22 protein-coding genes are annotated in these 23,302 nt (G+C 71.1%); 13 read left to right on the plus strand and 9 right to left on the minus strand.

The window, feature by feature from the left end; translation table 11 throughout:
* Positions 1-6: 6 nt before the first annotated feature.
* Positions 7-465: a flavodoxin family protein gene (locus tag AB0J55_RS31390; RefSeq protein WP_364256507.1), complete on the minus strand. Its 459-nt coding sequence runs from the start codon at positions 463-465 to the stop codon at positions 7-9.
* The gene (locus tag AB0J55_RS31395) at positions 465-2,078 is read right to left on the minus strand and encodes a phospho-sugar mutase (RefSeq protein WP_364256510.1); all 1,614 of its coding nucleotides are present in this window, start codon (positions 2,076-2,078) and stop codon (positions 465-467) included. The genes AB0J55_RS31390 and AB0J55_RS31395 overlap by 1 nt, the downstream gene beginning before the upstream one ends.
* 30 nt (positions 2,079-2,108) lie before the next feature.
* On the opposite strand from AB0J55_RS31395, the gene AB0J55_RS31400 reads away from it, so the two are divergent.
* A complete protein-coding gene (locus tag AB0J55_RS31400; protein WP_364256513.1) occupies positions 2,109-3,269 on the plus strand; it encodes a glycosyltransferase in 1,161 nt (386 codons plus the stop codon).
* Positions 3,270-3,407: 138 nt separating this feature from the next.
* Here AB0J55_RS31400 and AB0J55_RS31405 read toward each other — a convergent pair whose 3' ends face one another.
* From AB0J55_RS31405 to AB0J55_RS31415, 3 genes are read right to left on the minus strand one after another with little or no spacing between them, the layout of a single operon-like run.
* Positions 3,408-4,187, minus strand: a complete 780-nt coding sequence (locus tag AB0J55_RS31405) for a purine-nucleoside phosphorylase (RefSeq protein ID WP_364256516.1) — start codon at positions 4,185-4,187, stop codon at positions 3,408-3,410.
* Positions 4,184-4,603 carry an ABA4-like family protein gene (locus tag AB0J55_RS31410; protein ID WP_364256519.1) on the minus strand — a complete coding sequence of 140 codons (420 nt, stop codon included), beginning with the start codon at positions 4,601-4,603 and terminating at the stop codon, positions 4,184-4,186. Before AB0J55_RS31410 ends, AB0J55_RS31405 begins: the two co-directional genes overlap by 4 nt.
* Positions 4,600-5,559, minus strand: a complete 960-nt coding sequence (locus tag AB0J55_RS31415; protein ID WP_364256522.1) for a hypothetical protein — start codon at positions 5,557-5,559, stop codon at positions 4,600-4,602. Before AB0J55_RS31415 ends, AB0J55_RS31410 begins: the two co-directional genes overlap by 4 nt.
* Before the next feature lie 115 nt (positions 5,560-5,674).
* Here AB0J55_RS31415 and AB0J55_RS31420 point away from each other — a divergent pair, with 115 nt between their 5' ends.
* Positions 5,675-6,316 (plus strand): MerR family transcriptional regulator, encoded by a 642-nt coding sequence (locus AB0J55_RS31420; RefSeq protein WP_364256525.1) that lies wholly within the window; start codon positions 5,675-5,677, stop codon positions 6,314-6,316.
* Here AB0J55_RS31420 and AB0J55_RS31425 read toward each other — a convergent pair.
* Positions 6,300-8,033: a serine/threonine-protein kinase gene (locus tag AB0J55_RS31425; RefSeq protein ID WP_364257057.1), complete on the minus strand. Its 1,734-nt coding sequence runs from the start codon at positions 8,031-8,033 to the stop codon at positions 6,300-6,302. The genes AB0J55_RS31420 and AB0J55_RS31425 overlap by 17 nt on opposite strands.
* 152 nt (positions 8,034-8,185) lie before the next feature.
* Here AB0J55_RS31425 and AB0J55_RS31430 point away from each other — a divergent pair, with 152 nt between their 5' ends.
* The 6 genes from AB0J55_RS31430 to AB0J55_RS31455 all read left to right on the plus strand — a co-directional run bounded on the left by AB0J55_RS31430 (position 8,186) and on the right by AB0J55_RS31455 (position 16,053).
* Positions 8,186-10,021, plus strand: coding sequence for a methylmalonyl-CoA mutase family protein (locus AB0J55_RS31430; protein ID WP_364256528.1), 1,836 nt, complete (start codon positions 8,186-8,188; stop codon positions 10,019-10,021).
* Entirely contained in the window at positions 10,018-12,180 is a 2,163-nt protein-coding gene (scpA, locus tag AB0J55_RS31435) for a methylmalonyl-CoA mutase (protein ID WP_364256531.1), read from the plus strand. The genes AB0J55_RS31430 and scpA overlap by 4 nt, the downstream gene beginning before the upstream one ends.
* Before the next feature lie 3 nt (positions 12,181-12,183).
* Entirely contained in the window at positions 12,184-13,167 is a 984-nt protein-coding gene (meaB, locus tag AB0J55_RS31440) for a methylmalonyl Co-A mutase-associated GTPase MeaB (RefSeq protein ID WP_364256534.1), read from the plus strand.
* A 49-nt stretch (positions 13,168-13,216) separates the two neighbouring features.
* Positions 13,217-13,519 (plus strand): hypothetical protein, encoded by a 303-nt coding sequence (locus AB0J55_RS31445; RefSeq protein ID WP_364256537.1) that lies wholly within the window; start codon positions 13,217-13,219, stop codon positions 13,517-13,519.
* 197 nt (positions 13,520-13,716) lie between these two features.
* Entirely contained in the window at positions 13,717-15,018 is a 1,302-nt protein-coding gene (locus AB0J55_RS31450) for an amidohydrolase (RefSeq protein WP_364256540.1), read from the plus strand.
* A gap of 201 nt (positions 15,019-15,219) precedes the next feature.
* On the plus strand, positions 15,220-16,053 hold the full coding sequence (locus tag AB0J55_RS31455; protein ID WP_364257060.1) for a DUF559 domain-containing protein: 834 nt from the start codon (positions 15,220-15,222) through the stop codon (positions 16,051-16,053).
* Between the two features lie 63 nt (positions 16,054-16,116).
* Here the strand turns inward: AB0J55_RS31455 and AB0J55_RS31460 are convergent, their stop codons facing one another.
* On the minus strand, positions 16,117-16,569 hold the full coding sequence (locus tag AB0J55_RS31460; RefSeq protein ID WP_217709632.1) for a gamma-glutamylcyclotransferase: 453 nt from the start codon (positions 16,567-16,569) through the stop codon (positions 16,117-16,119).
* Positions 16,570-16,696: 127 nt separating this feature from the next.
* Between AB0J55_RS31460 and AB0J55_RS31465 the strand changes: the two genes are divergently transcribed.
* From AB0J55_RS31465 to AB0J55_RS31485, 5 genes are all read left to right on the plus strand, one after another.
* Positions 16,697-18,097 (plus strand): NAD(P)H-quinone dehydrogenase, encoded by a 1,401-nt coding sequence (locus AB0J55_RS31465; protein ID WP_364256543.1) that lies wholly within the window; start codon positions 16,697-16,699, stop codon positions 18,095-18,097.
* A 70-nt stretch (positions 18,098-18,167) separates the two neighbouring features.
* Positions 18,168-18,629, plus strand: a complete 462-nt coding sequence (locus AB0J55_RS31470) for a hypothetical protein (RefSeq protein ID WP_364257062.1) — start codon at positions 18,168-18,170, stop codon at positions 18,627-18,629.
* 120 nt (positions 18,630-18,749) lie between these two features.
* Entirely contained in the window at positions 18,750-19,274 is a 525-nt protein-coding gene (locus AB0J55_RS31475; protein WP_364256546.1) for a hypothetical protein, read from the plus strand.
* Positions 19,275-19,326: 52 nt separating this feature from the next.
* Entirely contained in the window at positions 19,327-19,974 is a 648-nt protein-coding gene (locus tag AB0J55_RS31480) for a class F sortase (protein ID WP_364256549.1), read from the plus strand.
* Between the two features lie 81 nt (positions 19,975-20,055).
* Positions 20,056-20,859, plus strand: coding sequence for a VOC family protein (locus AB0J55_RS31485; RefSeq protein ID WP_364256552.1), 804 nt, complete (start codon positions 20,056-20,058; stop codon positions 20,857-20,859).
* A 46-nt stretch (positions 20,860-20,905) separates the two neighbouring features.
* Here AB0J55_RS31485 and glpK read toward each other — a convergent pair whose 3' ends face one another.
* Both glpK and AB0J55_RS31495 read right to left on the minus strand, forming a co-directional pair.
* Complete coding sequence (glpK, locus tag AB0J55_RS31490) at positions 20,906-22,420, minus strand: glycerol kinase GlpK (RefSeq protein WP_364256555.1); 1,515 nt, start codon at positions 22,418-22,420, stop codon at positions 20,906-20,908.
* Positions 22,421-22,454: 34 nt separating this feature from the next.
* On the minus strand, positions 22,455-23,204 hold the full coding sequence (locus AB0J55_RS31495) for an MIP/aquaporin family protein (protein WP_364256558.1): 750 nt from the start codon (positions 23,202-23,204) through the stop codon (positions 22,455-22,457).
* Positions 23,205-23,302: the final 98 nt, after the last annotated feature.

Here is a 23,302-nt window from a genome sequence, read left to right on the forward strand (position 1 = left end):
GCCCCTTTAATTTCCGGACATCAGGGAGGCGGCCAGCGTCGCCCCCAGGTCCGTGCACGCTTCCAGCGTCGCTTTGTCCGGTTCCCCTGTTGTGATGACAGGGGGCGCCGCTTTGGTCCAGGACAAGCCGGTGGTGATGGCGAGCAGCTGGCGTTCTGTGCCCGAAGTGTCACTGTTGCCGTGAATCCAGTACCCGAACGAGCGACCGCGCGTCGCGTCCAGACACGGGTAGTAGATCGTGTCGAAGAAGTGTTTCACCGCGCCGCTCATGCTGCCCAGGTTCGCCGGCGTGCCCAGCAGGTAACCGTCCGCCTCCAGGACGTCGGGGACGGTGGCCGCCAACGCCGCGCGACGGACCACCTCCACCCCTTCGATGTCCGGGTGCGTCGCGCCCGCCACCACCGCCTCGAACAACGCCTGCGTCGACGGCGACGGCGTGTGGTGCACGATCAACAACCTTGGCATCAGGCGAGCAGCTCCTCGACGTCCGCCCGCAACGCCGTGAGCCGCTCCTGCGCCGCGTCGCGCGCGCCGGCCACCACCTGCAGGTACGCCTTCAGCTTCGGCTCGGTCCCGGACGGCCGCACGACCACGCGCACGCCGTCGCCGGTCAGGCGCACGACATCGGCGTCCGGCAGCAGGTCTTCGAGGGTGACCTCGACGCCGCCGAGGCGTGCCGGCGGCGTCGCCCGCACCTTCGCCATCAGCTGCCCGCGGACGGCGAGATCGGTGACCCGCAGCGAAACCTGGTCGGTCAGGTGGACGCCGTGGCGCTCCGCCAGCTCGTCGAGCACGTCCAGCGGCGTGCGGCCCTGCGCCTTCAGCTGCGCGGCCAGCCCCGCGGCCAGCGTCGCGGCGGCGATGCCGTCCTTGTCACGCACGAAACCCGGGTTCACGCAGAGCCCGAGCGCTTCTTCGTAGGCGAACACGAGCCCCTCACCGGCGCGGACCAGCCACTTGAAGCCGGTCAGCGTCTCGGCGTAGCGGGCGCCTTCGGCCTTGGCGATTTCGCCGAGCATCGACGACGACACGATCGTGGTCGCCACCAGCGGGTCCGGCAGCACCGTGCGGTCCACTGTGGACAGGACGTACGAGCCGAGCAGCACGCCGGTCTCGTCGCCGCGCAGCATCCGCCATTCGCCGTTCCGCTCGCGGACGCCCAGCGCGCACCGGTCGGCGTCCGGGTCGAGGGCGATCGCCAGGTCGGCGTCCACTTCGGACGCCAGTTCGAGCAGCAGATCCGTCGCGCCCGGCTCTTCCGGGTTCGGGAACGACACCGTCGGGAAGTCGGGGTCCGGCGTTTCCTGCGCGTCCACCAGGTGCAGGTCGGTGAACCCGGCCCGCTCGAACGCCGCGCGCAGCGTGCCGGCGCCGACACCGTGCAACGCCGTCGCGGCCACCCGCACCGCGCGTTCGGGGCCCAGCGGCAGCGTCGCGACCTCGTCGAGGTAGCGGTCCAGCAGGTCGACGACCTCGGCGCCGGGCGCGCGCGGCACGCTCACCGCGTCGGGCGCGGCCTGGATGGCGCGCTCGATCTCGCCGTCGGACGGCGGCACGATCTGCCCGCCCGTGGCGTCGTAAAGCTTGTAACCGTTGTCCGCCGGCGGGTTGTGCGATGCGGTGATCTGGATGCCGGCGACCGCACCGAGCCGCCCGACGGCGAAGGCGAGCACCGGCGTCGGCAGCGGCCGGGGGAACACCTTGACGTCGAACCCGGCCGCCGTCAGGACCTCCGCGGCCGCGGTCGCGAAGGCTTCCGAACCGTGTCGCGCGTCACGCCCGACGACGACCAGCGCGCCCGCGTGCCCGTGCGTCGTCAGCCAGTCCGCCACCCCGGCGGTGGTGCGGGTGACGACGGCGACGTTCATCCCGTTCGGCCCGGCGCGCACCGGGCCGCGCAGCCCGGCGGTGCCGAACTCCAGTGGCCCGGCCATCCGGTCGGCGAGGTCTTCGGCGGCTCCGGGTTCGCCGCCCAGCGCCTTCGCCAGCACGGCCTGCAGTTCGGCGCGGGTGCGTTCGTCCGGGTCGTCGGCGATCCAGCGGAAAGCGGTGTCGCGCAGGGTGGAATCGGTCGTCACCGGGCCAGCCTACGGGCTATGGTCGGGTAGGTGCGCTTACTCTTCACCTCACTGGGGTCCTTCGGCCACACCTTCCCGCTCGTCCCGCTGGCGGTCGCCGCGCGCGAGGCGGGCCACGACGTCACCTTCGCCACCTCGGAAGACTTCCTGCCGCAGCTGACCAAAGCCGGGCTCGAGACGGCGGCCGCCGGGCTCGCCATCAAGGACGCGTTCGGCCAGGCGTTCGCCGAATCGGGGCCGCCCGGCCCGCGGCGTCCGCCCGGCGAAGTCCCGCGGGAGGTGTTGTTCCCGATCGTCGCGAAGGTGTTCGGCGAGCTGATGCCCAAGCGGTTCCTCGCCGACCTGCTGCCGCTGTTCGAGCACGTCCGGCCCGACCTGGTGGTCAGCGAGGCGGGTAACTCGGGCGGCGCGTTCGCCGCGATGAAGGCGGGCATCCCGGTGGTGGCGCACGGCTTCGGCCGCGTGTCGACCGGCGACCCGATGACCACGAAGATCCGGGACGCGATCCGCTCGCACGGCGCCGAGCTGGGCATCGAGATCGGCGAGGACCTGGCGTTCGGCGGCCCGTTCGTCGACATCTGCCCGGAATCGGTGCAGGACCCGGATTTCCTCGCGCGCACCCGCCGGGTGCCGCTGCGCCCGGTCGGCTGGAGCGAGCCGGGCGAGCTGCCGCCGGGCGTGCTGGACAAGCGGCGTCCGCTGGTCTACCTGACGCTGGGCACGGCGATGGGGCACGCGGGCGTGCTCACCGAGGCGATCACCGGTCTGTCCGGTTTGGACGTCGACGTCCTGGTCGCCACCGGCCCGTCGCTGCCGGAAGACGCGCTGGGCGAGGTCCCGGAGAACGTCCGGCTCGAGGCGTGGGTCCCGCAGGCGGCCCTGCTCCCGCACGTCGACCTGGTGGTCCACCACGGCGGCAGCGGCACGACGCTCGGCGCGTTCGGCGCGGGCCTGCCCCAGCTGCTGATGCCGCAGGGCGCGGACCAGTTCACCAACGCGGACGCGGTGGTGGCTGCCGGCGTCGGCGACCGCCTGCTCGGCACCGAGGTCACGGCCGAGTCCGTCGCCACCAAGGCGCGTCACCTGCTCACGGACACCTCGGTCCGCGACGCGGCCCACGCCCTGGCCGCAGAAGTCGCGGCCATGCCCTCCCCGGCCGAGGTGGCGGCCGAACTCCCCACCCTGGTCTGAGATCGTGTCGACCCTCTGATCACGCGTGTCGACCTCCTGATCACGCGTGTCGACGTTTTCCGCACCCCGCCCGGGGCGCGAAAGGTCGACACGCGTGATTGAAGGGTCGACACGCGTGATTGAGGGGACGACACGGGGTCAGGCGCGGGTGACGAGTTCGCGCAGCAGGGAACCCATCTGGGTGGCGGCCGCGCGGCCTGCTTCCAGGACTTCCTGGTGGTTCAGCGGTTCGCCGGTCATGCCGGCGGCCAGGTTCGTCACCAGGGACAGGCCGAAGACCTCGACGCCGGCCGCGCGGGCGGCGATCGCCTCCAGGACCGTCGACATGCCGACCAGGTCCGCGCCCAGCGTGCGCAGCATCCGGATCTCCGCCGGCGTCTCGAAGTGCGGCCCGGTCAGGCCCGCGTAGACGCCCTCTTCGAGCGACGGGTCGATTTCGCGGGCGATGTCCCGCAGCCGCTTCGAGTACAGGTCCGTCAGGTCGACGAAGTTCGCGCCGACGATCGGGGAGCGCGCGGTCAGGTTCAGGTGGTCCGCGATCAGCACCGGCTGGCCGACGCGGAAGCCCTCGCGCAGCCCGCCCGCCGCGTTCGTCAGCAGCACCGTCCGGACGCCGGCCGCCGCCGCGGTGCGCACGTTGTGCACCACCGGGTCGATGCCCTTGCCCTCGTAGAAGTGCGTCCGCCCGAGCATGACCAGGACGTTCTTGTCGCCGATCTTCAGCGAGCGGATGGTGCCGCCGTGGCCCACCGCGCCGGGCGTGGTGAAGCCGGGCAGTTCGGCGAACGGGATCTCCGTCTCGCACTCCCCGATGACGTCCGCCGCCGGGCGCCAGCCCGAGCCCAGGACCACCGCGATGTCGTGCGCGTCGACGCCGGTGCGCTTGGCGATGGCGCTCGCGGCTTCTTGTTCACTCATGCGAGCGAGCGTATCCGGACGGCTCTCACCACGAGGAACGCGACCAGCCCGAACGGCGAGAGGAAGATCGTCACCAGCAGGATCGGGCTGACGATCCACGGCGAGATCCCGCGCGCCCGGCCTTCGAAGTACATCCACCGCGCGATGAACAGGTCGAACGCGATCAGGTGCGCCCAGACGAGCCCGGCGCCCCACGGCGTGGCCAGCAGCGTCTGCAGGACGCCGAGGTCTGGCTGCAGCATCGCCCGTTCCCACTCGCCGAAGTGCGGCATCACCAGCGCGAAGTAGCACACCAGCGGCAACAGCGGCACCCACGGCGAGTTCATGATCCGCTCGGTCCACCGCCACTTCGGAGCCAGGATCATCAGCGCCCAGAATGGGGCGGCCAGCGGAAACGCCAGGGAGAACAGCGTCATCGGACCGCCGTCCGCTCCGGCGCGCGGACGACGGCCAGCGCGCCCAGCCCGACGGCCGCGACGAGCAGCGCGAACGCCCCCAGCGTCGCCGCGTCCGGGTGCACGATCGACTGCGCCCGCAGCGCCTGCCACGTCACCAGCGCGGTCAGGCCCGTGTACCCGGCCGCACCGACCAGGACGAGCCGCGCGCGGACGACGTCGTCCCGCAGCCGCGGGAAGCGCGAGGCCAGCGCCGCCAGCGCGATGGCGAGCAGCGGCAGGGCCTGCAGCGCGTGCATCCCGACGAAGTGCGGGATCCGCAGGTCGCCGGCCACCGTGCTCCAGCCGAGCAGGGGCAGGCCCGGGCCGCCGTCCTCGAGGCCGACGGTGTGCGCGCCGACCATGGCAGGCGCGTGGCCGGTCTTCCACTGCGCGAGCTGCCGGGCGGTCGGCGACGTCATCAGGATGCCCAGCGAGATCCCCGCCAGCGACAGCACGGCGCCGGCGCGCACGGCCCAGAAGCTCGCCCGGTCGGGCACCTTCGTGAACATCACCAGCACCGTCAGCACCAGCGTCGCCACCCACAAGGCCATGATCATCTTGCCCATGACGTCGTAGATCAGGGCGTCCTGCGGGGTCGCGTTGTTGAAGTGGCTGGCGTGGCCACGGGCGGCCTGGAACACCAGGAGAACGTACTCGGCGGCGAAGATCAGGACGAGGAAGTTCGTCAGCAGGCCCGCCGTGCGCCGGAACCGCGGCAGCAGCGAGACGAGCCAGCTCCAGGTGGCGAAGTAGAGCGCGCCGGACACGGCGAACTTGACCGGCTTGGCCCAGATCGGCGCGCCCGCCAGGGTCCGCTGGTCGACGAGCATGGCGGCGAGCCCCAGCAGGGCCACCACCCCCAGTGCGGCGGCCGCGACCGCGGACGGCCGGTGCCACCCGTGCGTTCTGCTCCGGAGATCGGCGAGGATGGTCATGGTTCCCTCCCAGAATGGATAGTCAAGCTCTCCGTTATGGGAAGTTAAGCTATCCATTCTGAGATGTCTTCAGGGTTGACCCGGAGACCGACCCCGGGATCAGGAGCGGATGCGCATGCGGATGGCCGAACTGAGCGCCGAGTCGGGGGTGCCGGTCGCGACCGTCAAGTACTACCTGCGCGAGGGCCTGCTCCCGCCCGGCGAGCGCACCAGCCCGAACCAGGCGCGGTACTCCCCGGCGCACGTCCAGCGCCTGCGGCTGATCAGGGCGCTCACCGACGTCGGCGGGCTGCCACTGGCCTCGGTCGGCGCCGTGCTGACCGCGATCGACGGCGACGAGACCCCGCACCGGACGATGGGGGTCGTCCAGGAGGAGCTGGCCGGACCGCCGCCGAAGGTGTCCGAGGAGGCCGCGGAATGGGCGTCCGCGCTGCTCCAGGACGTCGTCCGGGAGAACGGCTGGAAGTGGCACGAACCCCGGGGCGCCACGATCGACAACCTCGTCGCCGCGCTGGCCACGGCGAAGGAGCTCGGGCAGGACAAGCTGACCGAACGGCTCGGCGAGTACGCCCGGCTGGCGGTGCGCGTCGCCGAAGTCGACGTCGGGGTGGTGGCCGGCCTGACGTCGGTGGACAACATCATCGAGGCGGGCGTGGTCGCCACGGTGCTCGGCGACCGGATCTTCGCCGGGCTGCGCCACCTCGCCCAGGAGCAGGTGTCCCGCGAGGTCCTCGGCGGCGCTAGTCCGAAACGCTGAGCGTCTTGGCGACGCGGTCGAAGACCTCCTGGCCCGAGCTCTCCTGTTCGGCGGGCACGGTCACCGAGAGGAGCCACAGGCTCGTGCCCGCCTGGATCAGGTTCATGAACGTCACCCGGGTGCCGCCGCGTCCGTCACCGGCGGGCAGCGCGCCGCCCTCGGCGAGGCGGTAGGTCAGCGTCGAGCCCTTCCCGTCCGGCAGGGGCGACGGCCCGAAGAGGGCGAACGCGTTGGGCGGGTAGGACTGCTTCAGCCAGGTGATGTACTCGCCGTCGTCGGGGAACTGGGCGAAGTACTTCACCAGCCGTTCCACCCGCAGCGACCGGCGGCCGTCCGGCGAGACGTACTGGACGGCCGTGCTCGCCCCGAACTTCGTGGTCGTGTGCGGGGCGACGAACTTCTGCCACCCCTGCGGCACGCCGAGCCCGAACTGGCCGCCGTTGCCGGTCACGTAGCTCGCGTCGCCGGACTGCTGCACCAGCGACGGCGGCGGTACGTCGGTGGGGCCGTTCGGCGTGCTCCGCGGCACGGCGGCCGGCGGGAACAGTGACTGGCCGCCGACCGTCCTGGCCAGCGCGAACCCGCCGCCGGCGGCGAGCAGGAAGAGCAGGATCGCCACCGCGACGAGCACCGCGGTGGCCGTGGCGCTGCGGCGCCCCACCCGCGGCGGCGGGACGAACAGCGTCGGCGGGTCCGTGGCCGGGGGCGGCGCGGGAGCCGGCCCCGGCGGGCGGAGGAACGGCAGCGGGCCGGGGTCGGTGGCGAGCTCGCTGCTCGACGCCTCGGCCTGCTTCTCCGCCTTCGCCTTGTCGGGCAGGACGGTCTTGATCACCTGCGTGTCGGTCGCGTCCGGCTGCGCGGACGTCTTCTTCCCGTCCGGGGTGTGGAACAGCTCGGGGCCGAACAGGTCGAGCGGGGTCTTCGTCTGCAGCGGGTACAGCCGGTGCCGGACGTCGCGCAGCGTGATCCGGCGGCCCGGCTCCTTCGTCATCAGGGCGCTGATGACGTCGGCGAGCGGGCCGGCCTTCGGCTTGGGCACCTTCCCGTTGACGACCTTGCCGACCGTTTCCAGCGGGTCGCCGTCGGCGTCGTACGGCGGCGCGCCCTCGACCGCGGCGAACAGCGTCGCGCCGAGGCCCCACAGGTCCGCGGCCGGCGTGACCGGGCCGCCGGAGGCCACCTCCGGCGCGATGTAGGCGGGGGAGCCGAGCATGATCCCGGTGCGGGTCATGGTCGCCTCGGAGACGTTGCGGGCGATGCCGAAGTCGGTCAGCTTGATCCGGCCGTCGCTGGCCACCAGGACGTTGCCCGGCTTGACGTCACGGTGGGTGATGCCGGCGGCGTGCGCGGCCTCCAGCGCCGAGGCCACCGCGATGCCGACCGCGGCGGCCTGCCCGACGGTCAGCGGCCCGTGGTCGCGCAGGATGTGCGCCAGGCTGCGCGAGGGCAGCAGCTCCATCACCACGAACGGCTGGTCGTCCTCGCGGGCGACGTCGTGCAGGATGATCACGTTGGGGTGGGAGAGGACGGCGATCGCGCGGGCCTCGCGCAGCGTGCGCTCCCGCAGCTCGTCCGCCTGCGACGCCGGGATCCCCGGCGGCACCTTCATCTCCTTGACGGCCACCTGCCGGTGGAGGAACTCGTCGTAGGCCGACCAGACGGTGCCCATCGACCCGGAGCCGAGCACCGAACGCAGCCGGTAGCGACCGGCGACCACTCGTGTCTCTTCGCTGGAGGGGGGCACGCGCCAATTGTGGCGTACGGGACCGACAGTCTCGACGCAGCGTGCGCGTTCGCGCCCCTAACCCTGCCCCTAGCGCGACCAGACTCACAGGTCGGGCGCGGCGAGTGCCTCTACCATCACAGGTTATGACTGAAGTGGCCGGTCCGGAGTCAGTGCCGATCTCCGAACTCGACCTCGCGGCCGAGTTCCCCCAGGCGACGCGCGAGCAGTGGCAAGAGCTGGTCGCGGGCGTGCTGCGCAAGAGCGGGAAGCTGCCGGAGGACTTCGCGGGCGCCCCGGAGAGCAAGCTCGTCACGCGGACCTACGACGGGATCGAAATCCAGCCGCTGTACACGGCGGAGGACGTCCCCGGGGACATCGGCTTCCCCGGGCTGCCGCCGTACGTGCGCGGCGCCCGGCCGGACGGCCGGGTCGGCACCGGCTGGGACGTCCGGGCCCGGTTCGCCGGCCCGGATGCGCGAGAGGTCAACAAGGCGATCCTGGCCGACCTCGAGGGCGGCGTGACGTCCCTCTGGCTGTCGGTGCCGCCCGCGGCCCTGGCCGACGCGCTGAACGAGGTCTACCTCGACCTGGCGCCCGTCGTGCTGGACGCCGGCGCTCAGTACGAGGCTGCGGCCGACGCGTTGTTCGAGCTGTTCGGCGAGCGCGAGATCCCGGCGAGCGAAGCCACCGCCGTGCTGGGCGCCGACCCGATCGGGCTGGCGGCCCGGTCCGGCTCCGCCGTGGCGCTGGAACCGGCGGCCGCGCTTGCCGCGCGTGTCGCCGGGAAGTACCCGAAAGTGCGGACGATCGTCGCCGACGGCCTCCCGTTCCACGAAGCCGGCGGGTCGGACGCGCAGGAGCTGGGGGCGCTGGTCGCCGCCGGCGTCACCTACCTGCGTGCGCTGACGGACGCGGGGCTCGACGTCGAGGCCGCGGCCGGGCAGCTGGAGTTCCGGCTGGCCGCGACCGCCGACCAGTTCTCCACCATCGCGAAGCTGCGTGCGGCGCGTCGCCTCTGGGCCCGCGTCGCCGAAGTGTGCGGCTTCACCTCGCCGATGCGCCAGCACGCCGTGACGTCGCCGGCCATGCTGACCCGGCGCGATCCCTGGGTGAACATGCTGCGCACGACCGTGGCCTGCTTCGGCGCGGGGGTCGGCGGCGCGGACGCGGTCACCGTGCTGCCCTTTGACGCGGCCATCGGCAAGCCCGACGCCTTCTCCGCGCGGATCGCCCGCAACACCCACGCCGTGCTGCTGGAGGAGTCCAAGCTGGCCGGCGTGGCCGACCCGGCGGGCGGCTCCTGGTACGTCGAGAAGCTCACCGACGACCTCGCGCACGCGGCCTGGGCCGAGTTCACCGCCATCGAAGGCGAAGGTGGACTGGTGGCTTCGCTGGCCTCCGGTGAGCTGGCGGCCCGGCTGGCGGCGACGTGGGAGAAGCGGTCGTCGCGGATCGCAACCCGGCGTGACCCGCTCACCGGCGTCAGCGAGTTCCCGAACCTGGCCGAAAAGCCGGTGGTCCGGGAACCGGTTCCGTCCACTGTGGAAGGCGGACTGCCGCGGCACCGGTACGCCGAAGGCTTCGAAGCCCTTCGTGACGCTTCGGACGCGTACCTCGCTTCGCACGGTTCGCGGCCGAAGATCTTCCTCGCGACCCTCGGGCCGGTCGCCGCGCACACCGCGCGGGCCGGGTTCGCCGCCAACCTGTTCCAGGCGGGCGGGATCGAAGCCGTCAACCCGGGCGCGACCGACGACCTGCCCGGCGCGTTCCGCGCGTCCGGCGCCCGCATCGCCTGCCTCTGCGGCACCGACTCGGCGTACGAGGAACAGGCGGCCGACGTCGCCGCGTCCCTCGGGGCCGAACACGTCCTGCTGGCCGGCAAGGGCACCTACGACGGCGTCGACGCGAACGTCTTCGCCGGTTGCGACGCCCTGGACGTCCTCAACGGCCTGCACGCCAAGCTGGGAGTTGCGCGATGACCATCCCGAACTTCGCCGGTCTCGACCTCGGCACGCCGTCGCCGGGTGACCGCGACGCCTGGGCGCGCGCGGTGGAGGACGCCACCGGCAAGGGCCCGGACGCCCTGGCCTGGGAAACGCCCGAGGGCATCGGCGTCAAGCCCGTCTACACGGCCGACGACCTGTCCGATGTGGACTTCCTGCACACGTACCCCGGCATCGCGCCGTTCCTGCGCGGGCCGTACCCGACGATGTACGTCAACCAGCCGTGGACCATCCGCCAGTACGCCGGGTTCTCCACCGCCGAGGAGTCCAACGCCTTCTACCGGCGCAACCTCGCCGCCGGGCAGAAGGGCCTCTCGGTCGCCTTCGACCTGGCCACCCACCGCGGCTACGACTCCGACCACCCGCGCGTGTCGGGTGACGTCGGCATGGCGGGCGTGGCCATCGACTCGATCTACGACATGCGGCAGCTCTTCGACGGCATCCCGCTCGACAAGATGTCGGTGTCGATGACGATGAACGGCGCGGTGCTGCCGGTCCTGGCGCTGTATGTCGTCGCGGCCGAGGAGCAGGGGGTGAAGCCGGAGCAGCTCGCGGGGACCATCCAGAACGACATCCTCAAGGAGTTCATGGTCCGCAACACCTACATCTACCCGCCGCAGCCGTCGATGCGGATCATCTCCGACATCTTCGCGTTCACTTCGCAGCACATGCCGAAGTACAACTCGATCTCCATCTCCGGCTACCACATGCAGGAAGCCGGGGCGACCGCCGACCTGGAACTGGCGTACACGCTGGCGGACGGCGTCGAGTACATCCGATCGGGTGTCGCCGCGGGGCTGAGCGTCGACAAGTTCGCGCCGCGGCTGTCCTTCTTCTGGGCGATCGGGATGAACTTCTTCATGGAGGTCGCGAAGCTGCGCGCGGCGCGTCTCCTGTGGGCGAAGCTCGTGAAGGGCTTCAACCCTTCGTCGTCGAAGTCGCTTTCGCTGCGTACGCACTCTCAGACGTCGGGCTGGTCGCTGACCGCGCAGGACGTCTACAACAACGTGGTCCGCACGTGCGTCGAGGCGATGGCCGCGACCCAGGGGCACACGCAGTCGCTGCACACCAACGCGCTGGACGAGGCCCTGGCGCTGCCGACGGACTTCTCCGCGCGGATCGCCCGCAACACCCAGCTGCTGCTGCAGCAGGAGTCCGGCACCACGCGCGTGATCGACCCGTGGGGCGGGTCTGCGTTCGTCGAGAAGCTGACCTACGACCTCGCGCGCAAGGCGTGGGGGCACATCAGCGAGGTCGAGCAGGCCGGCGGCATGGCTCGCGCGATCGACGCCGGTATCCCCAAGCTGCGCATCGAGGAGGCCGCCGCGCGCACCCAGGCGCGCATCGACTCCGGGCGGCAGCCGGTGATCGGCGTCAACAAGTACCAGGTCACGGACGACATCGACATCGAAGTGCTGAAGGTCGACAACGCCGGCGTCCGCGCCCAACAGCTGGAGAAGCTTCGGCGGCTGCGGTCCGAACGCGACTCTTCGGCGACGGAAGACGCGCTGCGGCGGCTCACCGAGGGCGCTCAGCAGGGCGGCAACCTGCTGGAGCTGGCCATCGACGCGGCCCGCGCGAAGGCGACCGTCGGCGAGATCTCCGACGCGCTCGAGAAGATCTGGGGCCGGCACTCCGGCCAGATCCGGACCATCTCGGGTGTCTACCGCGAGGAGGTGGGGAAGACGCAGAACGTCGAGAAGGCCCGTCAGCTGGTCGAGGAGTTCGCCGCGGAGGAGGGCCGCCGTCCCCGGATCCTCGTCGCGAAGATGGGCCAGGACGGCCACGACCGCGGCCAGAAGGTGATCGCCACCGGCTTCGCCGACCTGGGCTTCGACGTCGACGTCGGCCCGCTGTTCTCCACCCCGGCCGAGGTGGCGCGGCAGGCGATCGAGGCGGACGTGCACGTCGTCGGCGTCTCGTCGCTGGCCGCCGGGCACCTGTCGCTGGTGCCCGCGCTGCGCCACGAGCTCGCCGAGCTGGGCCGCGAGGACATCATGGTGGTCGTCGGCGGGGTCATCCCGCCGCAGGACTACCCGGCGCTGCGGGAAGCCGGGGCGGCGGCGATCTTCGGGCCCGGCACGGTGCTCGCGGACGCGGCGATCGACCTGCTCGGCCAGCTCTCGGAGTCCTGAGCGTTGCGGCGCAAGATCGACGTCACCGCCTACGCCAAGGGCGTCCTGGCGGGGGACCGCGGGACGCTGTCGAAGGCGATCACGCTGGTCGAGTCGCAGCGGGAGGACCACCGGGCGCTGGCGCAGGAGCTGCTGGTGGAGCTGCTGCCCTCGGCGGGTGGCGCGCAGCGCGTCGGCATCACCGGCGTTCCGGGTGTCGGCAAGTCGACATTCATCGACCAGCTGGGCAGCGACCTGACCGCGGCCGGGCACCGCGTCGCCGTGCTGGCGGTCGACCCGTCGTCGACGCGGACCGGCGGGTCGATCCTCGGCGACAAGACCCGGATGGCGCGGCTGGCGGTCGACGAACGGGCGTTCATCCGGCCGTCGCCGACGTCCGGGACGCTGGGCGGGGTCGCGCGGGCCACCCGCGAGACGATCGTGCTGATGGAGGCGGCCGGCTACGACGTCGTGCTGGTCGAGACCGTCGGGGTGGGACAGTCCGAAGTGACCGTGGCGAACATGGTCGACTGCTTCCTGTTTCTGACCTTGGCCCGGACGGGTGACCAGCTCCAGGGCATCAAGAAGGGCGTGCTGGAGCTCGCCGACGTCATCGCCGTCAACAAGGCCGACGGCGACCACGAGCGGGATGCGCGGCGGGCGGCGCGGGAGCTGGCGGGCGCGCTGCGGATGATCTACGGGCCCGAAGCGTCGTGGACGCCGCCGGTGCTGACCTGCAGCGGCCTGCACAACCTGCGCCTCGACGAGGTCTGGGGCGCGATCGAGAAGCACCGCGAGACGCTCACGGCGTCCGGCGAACTCGACGCGCGGCGGCGGCAGCAGCAGGTCGACTGGACGTGGGCGATGGTGCGCGAGCAGCTGCTCGGTCGGCTGGCGGTGCATCCGGACGTGCGAACGGTCGTTCCCGACGTCGAACGGGCGGTGCGCGACGGTGAACTGACGGCTACCCTCGGTGCACAGCGGATCCTCGACGCGTTCGGTGGCTGACGGGCGGGGAGTCCGCGGGCAGAATGCCTGGTCGTGGCGAAAGGATGACATGGCGAAACTGCGGGGTCTGGTCCTGGTCGGGCTGCTGGGTGCGGTGCTGTTCACCGCGTCGCCCGCCTATGCCGCGCCGGTGCGCCCGGTGGCCGTGACGGTGGGCGTGGCGCACGCCTCCCCCGCGCTGGTCCCGGCGCAGACCCAGCCACCGGGCCCGGTCCTCGACCCGGCCCAGACGGACAAGGCGAACAGCGAAAAGACCAGGAACAAGCTGGTTGCGGGCCTGATCGCGGTCGTCCTGCTCGGCATCGTGATCTGGGGGCGCAAGATCCGTTCGAAGCGGGCCAAGGGGTCCTGAGGTTTTCGGCTTTGCCGAAGTGGTGCACGCCGTTCAACGCAGATCCGGTACCGGCCGTCTAGGACGGCCGTTTTCGAGGCGCGGCTTGCCGCCTGCATGGTGCACGATCGTCTGCAAATGCGTACGACAGATCGATCGGCACGACGCGTGACCCCAGCCGCTGCGCGGGTTACCCGTGTTGCGGGAGGAGGTGCGGCGTGACGGTGTTGGATTCACGACCGGACGTTCCAGGCGACCCCCAAGGGCGCATCATCAACCCCATGGAGGGGTCCGAAGCGCTGATTTCCGACGCCGGCGTAAGCATGGCTCCCGTGGAGGACCTTGGTGCGGGCCGCGGCCCGTTCTGGCTGGACGACTGGCTGCGTGCGAACGCGACCGACGTGCTCGCCTGGCGGCGGCACATCCATGCGCACCCGGAGCTGTCGCGGCACGAGTTCGCGACCACGGAACTGGTCGTCACGCTGCTGCGGACGGTCGGGCTCAAGCCGTGGGTGCTGCCGGGCGGCACCGGCGTGGTGTGCGACATCGGCAGCGGCGAGCGGTGCGTGGCGCTGCGCGCGGACATGGACGCGCTGCCGCTGACGGAGGCGACGGGCCTGCCGTACGCGTCGACGACCGAGGGCGCGGCCCACATGTGCGGCCACGACGCCCACACGGCGATCCTCCTGGGCGCGGCCCGCGCCCTGGCCGGCGCGCCGGAGCTGCCGGGCCGGGTCCGGCTGATCTTCCAGCCGGCCGAGGAGGTCATGCCCGGGGGAGCACTGGACATGATCGCGGCGGGCGCGCTGGACGGCGTCGAGCGCATCTACGGCCTGCACGTCGACCCGCGTCTCGAAGTCGGTTCGGTGGGGATGCGCGTCGGCGCGCTGACGTCGGCGGCGGACCTGATCGAGCTGCGCCTGACGTCCCCGGGCGGCCACACGTCCCGCCCGCACCTGACGGCGGACCTGGTCCACGCTTTGGGCACGGTGATCACCTCGCTGCCGGCGCTGCTCTCACGGCGCGTCGACCCGCGGTCCGGGACGGTGCTGGTCTGGGGAGCGGTCCACGCGGGTCAGGCGGCCAACGCCGTCCCGCAGGACGGCGTCCTGCGCGGTACCTTGCGGACCGCGGACCACGAGGTCTGGACGGCCCTGGAGCCCTTGGTCGCCTCCTCCGTCGAGTCCCTGCTGGCCCCCACCGGCGTCGGCTTCTCGCTGGACTACCGCCGCGGCGTCCCCCCGGTGGTCTCGGACCCGGAGTCGACGGCCCTGATGCGCGCCGGCGTCGAAGCCGCCCTCGGCGAGGGCGCGGTCGCGCCCACCGAGCAGTCCTCCGGCGGCGAGGACTTCGGCTGGTACCTGGAGCACGTCCAGGGAGCCTTCGCCCGCCTCGGCGTCTGGCCCGGCCCGCCGGCCCCCCAATCGGACATCCACCGCCCGACCTTCCTCCTCGACGAGCGTTCCCTCCTCTGCGGAGTCCGAACCCTCGTCCACACCGCCCTAACCACCCTCGCCTAACCGACCCTCCAGGTACGCAAGCCGACTCTCCAGGTACGCGAACTGACCCTCTGGGTACGGAGTTGTCCACAGGTAAGGCGAGTTGTCCACAGGTCGTGCATGAGGGTCTTCCGTCGGCGTCGGAAGACCCTCATGCTCGATCCTGTGATCAATTGGGGAGGACGACACGGCGCGGCTTTGCGAACCGAGGCCGTGCGGATTTTGGGGCAGAGAGCGGTCCGCCATGCGCTCGCTGGCGGGTTGCTCGCGCAGCCTTGGCGAGGCGTGGTGGTTCCGTCCTCGGATTCGCTCAAGATGACAACACGGGCCGAAGCCGCGCTGCTTCTGACCGGCCCGCCGGCCGTGCTTTCGGGCGCGACTTCTCTTGCGCTGCATGGGATTTCCGTAGTCGACGAGGCGGATATCCACCTGACCGTGCCCTATGCGCGGCGGGTCAGATCGAAGCCGGGTTTGGTCGTGCACCAGAGCGACTACGAGCCGCACGACGTGATCGAAATCGATGGGCTGCCGACGTTCAGCCTGGACCTTGCCCTGGCCGATTTCCTCTGCCGTGGTGACAAGCCGACCGCGTTCGCGGCGGTCGAAGAGGCCATGCGTGGGCTGCCGCCGGACCACCTCCGGAAGCTCCGTGAGAACGTCCGGGACCGCATTGTGGATCGCGCGAGCCGCCAAGGTATCCACAGGGCCCTGTCGTTGCTGGCTCTCGCCGACGGCAAGGCCGAATCGCCGCCCGAGAGCATGCTCCGGCTGATCGTGGTCGAGGCCGGCTTGCCGGCTCCGGAGGTGCAGTACCCGATCACCGACATCGAGGGCAAACTGCTGTACGTGCTCGACATGGCCTGGCCCGCCCGGCGCGTCGCGCTCGAGTACGACGGGTTCGCCGCCCACGAGGACCGGCAGGCTGCCGATGCCGAGCGGGATCGGCGGATGGCCGGTCGTGGGTGGATCACCGTCCGCGCTGCCGCGACGGATTTGCGTGATCCGGCTCGGGTGCTCCGCGCGTTGCGTGAGGCGCTCCGTGCCCGCTCTGCGTAGTTCGCGTGCCTGGAGGGTCGGTTCGCGTACCTGGGAGGTCGGCTTGCGTACCTGGAGGGTCGGTTAGCCGGTTATGCCGGAGCAGGGGCGGGTTCGGAGGTCGTCGACGTAGTCGGCGGGGGCGCCGGCCGCCTCGGCGGCGTCCGCCAGGACGCCGAGGTAGCGGGCCGACGGGAGGCCGCCTTCGTAGGCGTCCAGGACGTACAGCCAGGCCAGGACCGAGCCGTCCATCGTCTGGACGCGGAGGCGGATCTTCGAGTGGATGCCCAGCTCGCCGCCTTCCCAGCGGTCCAGGCCGTCCTCGTCCAGGGGGGTCACGTCGTAGAGGACGACGAACACCCGTGACCCGGGGTCCTCGACGATCGTGGCCAGGGCACCTTCCCAGCCGAGGTCCTCGCCGCCGAAGGTCAGGCGCCATCCCTCCAGCCAGCCGGTGCCGGCCATCGGCGAGTGCGGCGCGCGCTCCAGCATCTGGGCGGGCTCCATGTTCGATCCGTACGCGGCATACAACGGCACGCCGACAGCGTAGCGATACCTCCCTCACCCGAGTGGACGCACTCGCCGTGTTCGCCCACTTCAGTGTCCGGACAACTTCGCCGCGTACGGTGAGAGCACCGCACGGACAGCCATGAGGAGGACCCAGGTGACCAGGATCGTGATCATGGGCGGGGGCCCGGCCGGCTACGAGGCCGCGCTGGTCGCGGCTCAGCACGGAGCCGACGTCACGATCGTCGAGCGGGACGGCCTGGGTGGCGCCTGCGTCCTCTACGACTGCGTCCCCTCGAAGACGTTCATCGCCAGCTCGGGCGCCCTGGCCAAGATGCACGACCTCGGCGAGCTCGGCATCAACACCGACATGGCCGACACCAGCATCGACCTGCCGACCGTCCACGGCCGGGTGAAGGGCCTCGCGCTCGCCCAGTCCGCCGACATCCGCGCCCGTGTCCAGCGCGAAGGCGTCCGCGTCATCGCCGGCGAGGCCCGCTTCTGCGACGAAGAGCCCGGCCTGGCGACGCACAAGGTCGCCGTCACGACGAAGGACGGCACCGAGAAGCTGCCCGCCGACGTCGTCCTCATCGCCACCGGCGCCACCCCGCGCGTGCTGCCCGGCGCGGTGCCGGACGGCGAGCGCATCCTCGACTGGCGCCAGCTCTACGAGCTCCAGGAGCTCCCCGAACACCTCGCCGTGATCGGCTCGGGCGTCACCGGCGCCGAGTTCGCCTCCGCCTACACCGAGATGGGCGTCAAGGTCACCGTCGTCTCCAGCCGCGACCGCGTCCTCCCGCACGAAGACGCCGACGCCGCCGCGGTGCTCGAAGAGGTCTTCTCGCAGCGCGGCACGACCGTCGCGAAGCAGGCGCGCGCCGACCGCGTCGAGCGCACCGAGAAGGGCGTCGAGATCCACCTCGCCGACGGCCGCGTGATCGAAGCCAGCCACGCCCTGATGACCGTCGGGTCGGTCCCCAACACCCAGGACATCGGCCTGGACAAGGTCGGCATCGAGCCCGGCCCCGGCGGGTTCATCACCGTCGACCGCGTTTCGCGCACCTCCGTTCCCGGGATCTACGCCGCCGGCGACTGCACCGGCGTGCTGATGCTGGCCTCGGTGGCGAGCATGCAGGGCCGCATCGCGATGTGGCACGCGCTGGGCGAGGGCGTCGCGCCGATCAAGCTCAAGACCGTCGCCGCCAACGTGTTCACCCACCCGGAGATCGCCACCGTCGGCATCAGCCAGCAGGCGATCGACTCCGGCGAGGTGCCCGCGCGCACCATCATGCTGCCCCTGGCCACCAACGCGCGCGCGAAGATGGAGGGCCTCCGCCGAGGCTTCGTGAAGCTGTTCTGCCGCCCCGCCACCGGCGTGGTCGTCGGTGGTGTCGTCGTGGCGCCGACGGCGAGCGAGCTCATCCTTCCCATCGCGCTCGCCGTCCAGAACCAGCTCACAGTGGACCACCTGGCACTGACATTTTCGGTGTACCCGTCGCTGTCGGGCTCGATCACCGAGGCCGGCCGCCAGCTGATGCGCCACGACGATCTCGACTGATTCCGTACGCAACCCGTCGCGCCCCGTCGCGTCTTGTCGGTTGTAAGGCTGAAGGACGAAGGGTGTGAAGGTGCGCAAGACGGTGTTTTTCGTTGCGGCAGCGGTGATCGGGGCGACGGCGCTGGCGGGACCGGCGATGGCGCAGAACACCGGCACCAGCACCGCCGCCGCGCCGGCCCCCGCCACCGGCATGGTCCAGCTCAACGTCAACACCGCGGTCAACCAGACGCTGGTGAACAAGTACGTCCGCGACGCGCCGAACGTCGCGCTGGCGAAGTGCGAAGGCGCGTCGCCGAAGTTCGCCTCGCCGGTGCTGACCTTCTCCAACTACACCCCTGGCCCGTTCATGGGGGCGGACGCGAACATCAGCGCCGACGTCGAGCTGAAGCCCGGCACCGCGGCGGGCACGTACCCGCTGACGGTGACCTGCGGCAGCCAGACCTACAGCGCGCAGTTCTCGGTGCCCGCCGCCCAGGTTTCGAAAGTGCCGTCGGGCGCCGCGAAAGCGGGCGACGGCAGCATGGCCGGCTGAAATTCCCGAAACGGCGAACCGCCCCGGAGTCACGCTCCGGGGCGGTTTTTCTTACCCTGACGCAACCTCCGCCGCAGGTAGAGCGTCTTCAGAAGCAAAACTCCCGGGGGAGGGAAAACGATGGAAACGAAAAAGCTCTTGGCCGTCGCCGCCGTTTCGGGTGGATTGCTGCTTTCGGCTCCGGCGGCTTTCGCCGCCACTCCGGCCGAGCACGCGGGTAACCCGAAGGCCTACCTCCGCGTCATGCCGACCGCGGCCCGGCCGGGCGCGAAGGTGGTGATCCGGCTCGGCTGCGAAGCCGCGAGCACCCGCGACCTCGCGTCCCCCGTCCTCAAGATCGGCGCGCTGCGGCGCGTCGGCCCGCAGAGCGACCCGGCCAAGGCACCGGCCGCCGCCGCATCGGCGATCGTGCAGCCCGCGAAACCCGGCGTCTACCGGGTGTCGTTCTCGTGCGGCGGCGTGGACCTGACCGCGAAGTTCACCGTCCTGGGTGAACGCCCGCAGGTGGCGAAGGTACCGTCGGGGGCGCCGCAGACCGGCGGTGGCCCGGCGGAGCACGGGCCGCTCGCCGCTGCGGGCGCCATGGGTGTGCTGGCGGTCGGCGGTGGCGGCCTCGTGCTGGCCCGGCGGTCCTGGCGGCGCTGACCACGGCCGTCCACCCGGACGTGTGAACTTCCCGGTGCCGGTGAGGGGGAACATGACGACGAGGTTCACGAGCCGCCGGGGTGTGCTGATCACCCTCGTCATCGCGTTGCTGGCGGCCCTGGCCGCGCTGGCGCTGACGCTCGGCGGCGGGCCGGAGCCGTCCTCCGCGCAGCCGCCGCCCGCCCGGCCGGTCGCTGTGGTCCCGCAGCCGCGGAGCGAGACCCGGGACGCCGTCGCGGCGCTGCCCAGGTCCGAGCCCGTTTCGATCGACATCCCGAAGATCGGCGCCCGCTCGTCGCTGGTCCCGCTCGGGCTCAATCCGGACAACACCATCCAGGTGCCGCCGGTGACCACGCCGCTGCAGGCCGGCTGGTACACCTACGCGCCGACGCCGGGCGAGGTCGGGCCGGCCGTCGTCCTCGGGCACGTCGACGGCAACCACCAGAAGGGGATTTTCTTCCGGCTCAAGGAGCTCGCCGCCGGCGACCGCGTCTCGATCGCCCGCCAGGACGGCACGACGGCGGTGTTCGAGGTGACGAAGGTGCACCAGGTCCCGAAGAAGGACTTCGAGGCCGAAGGCGTGTACGACGACACGGCCGGTCCCGAGCTCCGGCTGATCACCTGCGGCGGGGTCTTCGACCGCAGCGCGCGCAACTACGTCGACAACATCGTCGTCTACGCCCGCCTGGTCCAGGCCTGATTTTCGGTTTTTGTCGGTGCCCGGTGCCAGACTGTGGCGGTCGTCACCGATGGCGGCACGGACGAGGGTAGGGGAGTCGAGATGGTGTTCCGGGAAGAAAGATGGCCCGACGGCACACCCAGCTGGGTGGACCTGATGGTGCCCGACCAGGCGAAGGCGATCGCCTTCTACAGCGGCCTGTTCGGCTGGGACGTGCAGCGCGGCGGTGAGGAGACCGGCTTCTACGGCATGGCGGAGCTGCGGGGACGCCCGGTCGCCGGGATCGGCCAGACCCCACCGGGCCAGGACATCCCGCCGGTCTGGACGACCTACCTCGCGGTATCCGATGTGGACCGGACGGTCACCGCGATCACCGAGGCCGGCGGGCAGGTCGTGATGCCGGTGATGGAGGTGACGAAGGAGGGCCGGATGGCCGTCGTGGCCGATCCGGCGGGCGCGGTCTTCGGCCTCTGGGAGGCCGGCCACCACCTCGGCACGCAGGTCACCGCGGCGCCGGGCACGCCGGCCTGGAACGAGTGCATGAGCCGGGACTTCCCGGCGGCGAAGGCGTTCTACGAGGAGGTCTTCGGGTACGGCTTCCAGGACATTTCCAGCGACCAGTTCACGTACACGGTGCTGCTCATCGACGGGCGGCCGGTCGGCGGCCTCGGTGGGCTGCCCGACTCGGTGCCGGCGGACGTGCCGTCGCACTGGCTGGCCTACTTCTGGGTACCGGACGCCGACGCGGCCGCGGCCAAGGTCACCGAGCTGGGCGGCACGGTGCAGGGGAAGGCGTTCGACTCGCCGTACGGGCGGCAGGTGCGGGTCACGGACGACCAGGGCGTGCCGTTCCTGGTCATCGCGCCCAACGAGCAGTCCGGCGAGCCGGAGGGCTGGGAAGTGTGAGCGGGCGGGCCGGAGGCGCCGTGGCGGCACCCCCGGCCCTCGCCGGTCAGTCCTCTTCGGAGACCCAGTCGAAGGTCTTCGTGACGGCCTTCTTCCAGTTGCGGTACTCGCGCTCGCGGCGGGCGTCGTCCATCGACGGGTCCCACTGCTTGTCCTGAGCCCAGTTGGTGCGGATGTCGTCCTCGGACTTCCAGAACCCGACGGCGAGGCCGGCGGCGTACGCGGCACCCAGCGCGGTGGTCTCGTTGACCACCGGGCGGATCACCGGCACGCCGAGGATGTCGGCCTGGAACTGCATCAGCAGCTCGTTGACGACCATGCCGCCGTCGACCTTGAGCGACTTCAGCGGGACCCCGGAGTCGGCGTTCATCGCGTCGATGACCTCGCGGGACTGGAAGGCGGTCGCCTCCAGCACCGCGCGGGCGAGGTGTCCCTTGTTGACGAACCGGGTGAGCCCGACGATCGCGCCGCGAGCGTCGGATCGCCAGTAAGGAGCGAACAGACCCGAGAACGCCGGGACGAAGTACGCGCCGCCGTTGTCCTCGACGCTGCGCGCGTGCTCCTCGATCTCGGCCGCGGTCGTGATCATGCCGAGGTTGTCGCGCAGCCACTGCACCAGCGAACCGGTGACGGCGATGGAGCCTTCCAGCGCGTAGACCGTGTCGTTCGAGGCGATCTTGTAGCACACCGTGGTGAGCAGCCCGTTCTGCGACATCACCTTCTCGGTGCCGGTGTTGAGCAGCATGAAGTTGCCGGTGCCGTAGGTGTTCTTGGCCTCGCCGGGCGAAAGGCAGGCCTGGCCGAACGTCGCGGCCTGCTGGTCGCCCAGGATGCCGGCGATCGGGACGCCGGCCAGCGCGCCCTTTTCGCGGACCTTGCCGTACTCCTCGGAGGAGGAGCGGATCTCCGGCAGCATCGAAAGGGGGATGCCCATCTCGCCGGCGATCTCGGCGTCCCACTGCAGGGTGTCGAGGTCCATCAGCATGGTGCGGGAGGCGTTGGTCGGGTCGGTGACGTGCACGCCGCCGTCGGCCCCGCCGGTCATGTTCCACAGCACCCAGGTGTCCATGTTGCCGAAGATCAGGTCACCGGCTTCGGCCTTCTCGCGCGCGCCTTCGACGTTGTCCAGGATCCACTTGATCTTGGGCCCGGAGAAGTAGGTCGCGAGCGGGAGGCCGACCTTGTCGCGGTAGCGCTCCTGGCCGCCGCCGAGGTTGCCGAGCTCGGTGACGATCTTGTCGGTGCGGGTGTCCTGCCAGACGATGGCGTTGTACACCGGCTTGCCGGTCGTCTTGTCCCAGACGAGCGCGGTTTCGCGCTGGTTGGTGATGCCGACCGCGGCGATGTCCTTCGCGGTCAGGTCGGCCTTGGCGAGCGCACCGGCGGCGACCCGGCGCGTGTTCTCCCAGATCTCTTCGGCGTTGTGCTCGACCCAGCCGGCGCGGGGAAAGATCTGCTCGTGCTCGCGCTGGTCGACCGAGACGACGCGGCCTTCGTGGTTGAAGATCATGCACCGGGTGGAGGTGGTGCCCTGGTCGATCGCTGCTACGTACGAAGTCATTTGTGCTCCCGGAAATCGGCGTCGGAGGAGGCGATCAGGTCAGGTTGTGGACGACGAGGTAGAGCAGGGCGGCGATGGCGCCACCGACCAGCGGGCCGACGACGGGGATCCACGAGTAGCCCCAGTTGGCGTTCGCCTTGTTGCGGATCGGCAGCAGGAAGGCGTACGCGATGCGCGGCCCGAGGTCGCGGGCCGGGTTGATGGCGTAGCCCGTCGGCCCGCCGAGCGAGGCACCGATCACGAGCACCACGAACGACACGCCCGCGTAGCCCAGTGCGGAGTTGCCGAAGTTCGGGGTACCGCCGTCGCCCGCGGCGTAGACCGGGCTGAGCAGGATCCACGCGACCAGGACGAAGGTGCCGATGATCTCGGTGACGAGGTTCCACGCGGTGTTCGGGATCTGCGGTCCGGTGGAGAAGATGCCGAGGGTGTTCTCGGGCTCGGGGTGGTCGTCGAACTGCAGCTTGTAGGTGGCCCAGCAGAGCACCGCGCCGATGATGGCGCCGGCCATCTGCCCGATGAAGTAGAAGGGCACGTCGGCCCACGGCGTCTTGTCGGCGATGGCGAGCCCGAGGGTCACCGCCGGGTTGAGGTGCGCGCCGCTGGGCGCGGCGATGCTGGCCCCGGTGAAGACCGCGAAGGCCCAGCCGAGGTTGATGAAGAGGAATCCTGCGTTGTGACCGTTGTTCTTGCGCAGCACGTGGTTGGCCACCACGCCGTTGCCGAGCAGGATCAGTGTCGCCGTTCCCAGTAGTTCCCAGACGATTATTGCCCCAGCACTCACCGCTGCACCTCCACACTGGACACTCTGCGCAGGGTCGATCACGGCGTGCCACGGCGCCGTTGCCGACCCACGTCCGGGCGACGTTACCGGGGCGTAGA

This window comes from Amycolatopsis sp. NPDC049688 (assembly GCF_040674975.1).
In the GTDB taxonomy this organism is placed as follows: Bacteria; Actinomycetota; Actinomycetes; order Mycobacteriales; family Pseudonocardiaceae; genus Amycolatopsis.